The organism is Methylobacterium sp. WL103 (assembly GCF_008039885.1).
In the GTDB taxonomy this organism is placed as follows: domain Bacteria; phylum Pseudomonadota; class Alphaproteobacteria; order Rhizobiales; family Beijerinckiaceae; genus Methylobacterium; species Methylobacterium cerastii.
Genome location: NZ_VRUX01001056.1, coordinates 1 through 864, shown reverse-complemented (window position 1 = coordinate 864; position 864 = coordinate 1). Strand labels below are relative to the sequence as shown.

The following is an 864-nucleotide window of genomic DNA, read 5'->3' as shown; positions in this document are numbered from 1 at the left end:
CCCTCGTGGTCGCCATCGGCGGCGCGGACGGACTCGACGGCGCGGTCCGGGCGCGGGCCGACCTCACCCTCTCCTTCGGCGCCGCGACCCTGCCTCACGGCATCGTGCGCGTCCTGGCCCTCGAACAGCTCTACCGCGCCCTCACGATCCTGGCGGGGCACCCGTATCATCGCGGTGATCCCGACGGGTGAACGCCTCGCGTGTGCCGCAATGCTGGACGACAGGGGCGGTGATGCACGGAGCCGGCAAACGCACGCCATGAGGCTGGTCACCACGGGCGCTCTCGCAGCCGCACTTGCCGCCGGCCTCGCCGCCATGCCCGCGAGCCGCCTTCGGGCGCAGGATGCTGCCGCACCGGTCACCGAGGCCGAGCGCATCCAGCGCGCCATCGACGAGCGCGACCGCCGCGCCGACAACCTCAAGCGGGTCCAGGACGCCCTCTCCGCCAGCGTGGGCGCCAAGGCGCAGTTCGAGGCGGAGATCGCGAGCATCGGCGGCGACCGGGCCAAGCTCGACGCGGCCTTGCTCGATGCGGGCCGGCAGTCGCAGGCCACCGAGGACCGCATGAGCCGCCTGGAGGAGCGTCTGAAGACGCTCTCGGGCAGCGAGACGGCCATCCGCCGCTCCCTCGACGCCCGCCGTGGTGTGATCGCCGAGATCCTGGCGGCGCTCCAGCGCATGGGCCGTCGCCCGCCGCCGGCGGTGCTGGTCAACCCCGAGGATGTGCTGGCGGTGATCCGCACCTCGATGCTGCTCGGGGCGATCGTGCCCGAGATGCGGGGCGAGGTGGACACGCTGGCCGCCGACCTCGCCGAGCTCGTGCGCCTGCGCGGGCTGATCGCCGCGGACCGGCAGGGCCTGCGG

1 protein-coding gene and 1 pseudogene are annotated in these 864 nt (G+C 74.1%); both read left to right on the top strand.

Annotated features, from left to right (window positions below):
- The coding region (locus FV222_RS27745) for a 23S rRNA (pseudouridine(1915)-N(3))-methyltransferase RlmH (protein WP_187277515.1) at positions 1-191 on the top strand (191 nt) is incomplete at its 5' end.
- 124 nt (positions 192-315) lie between these two features.
- Positions 316-864, top strand: a pseudogene (locus FV222_RS27740) (hypothetical protein); the annotation flags it as partial.